Genomic DNA, 900 nt, shown 5'->3' with positions numbered 1-900 from the left:
GAGCATTCCCTTGACATTCAGCGTCTCGACACAAATCGCTTGGTTCTCGTCGACCAGAAGTCTCGATAGTTTGTGCTGAAAGTCGTTTCTTGAATTCGCCACGCGCTCATGAGCGCGGGCAACCTCCAACCGGACCTTGGCCCGATTGGAAGATCCTTGTCTTTTGCGCGACAGATCGCGCTGCGCACGCCGCAGCCCGACCAGCGCCTTGCGGTAATGACGCGGGTTCGGCACCTTTACGTTCCGCCCGGCAGGGACGCCGGACAGCATCGCGTAATTCGTCAGGCCCAGATCAATACCGACCGCATCGGCGGCATCCACATTCCCCGGTGTGGACGGCATCTCGCGCCCGTCCTCAACGAGGATCGAGGCGAAGAATTTACCTGTCCGCTTACGGCACACCGTAACCGTCTTGATCTCGCCCTCGATCGGGCGATTCAAGACCGCCCGACGACGCTGACGCGCTGCGGGTAAGAGATCGCCTAGCGCCCGTGCTTGCGGAAGAAGCGCTGAAACGCTTCATCCAGATGTATGATCGATTGTTGTAGGGCCTGGCTGTCGGCCCGCTTCAGCCAGGCCGTGTCCGTATCCGCCTTCAGTGCGGGCACTCGTTTGACAACGAGACACATATGTCCCTTTCTCTGGACAACATCGAGAAAGCAGCCACCAGGCTGGAGCGCAGGGCGCGGCAACTACGCGGCCTAATGGCGGTCGTGACGGCAGAACGGAAGACCCAACACGAGTCAGACAAGCAACTTGTTTACGCCGAATGCACGGAGCTAATAGACCCGGAGGACGGAGCCATTCTGGGAGAGTTTCCTTTTCACAGAGACCGCCCCCAAGAGTGGCATGAACGTTTCTTAACGTCTCCCCCTCCCTGAAGGAAGGGGTTTGCCGCGC

Annotated in this window: 2 protein-coding genes; both read right to left on the bottom strand. The window is 59.3% G+C overall.

What is annotated here, in order from left to right:
* On the bottom strand, positions 1 to 441 hold a 441-nt coding region (locus E1297_RS01325; protein ID WP_155132923.1), incomplete at its 3' end, for an RNA-guided endonuclease TnpB family protein.
* A gap of 41 nt (positions 442 to 482) precedes the next feature.
* Positions 483 to 629, bottom strand: coding sequence for a hypothetical protein (locus E1297_RS01320; RefSeq protein ID WP_155132920.1), 147 nt, complete (start codon positions 627 to 629; stop codon positions 483 to 485).
* Positions 630 to 900: the final 271 nt, after the last annotated feature.

The sequence above is a fragment of the Roseibium sp. RKSG952 genome, from assembly GCF_009711355.1.
This window is presented reverse-complemented; position numbering and strand designations above follow the sequence as displayed.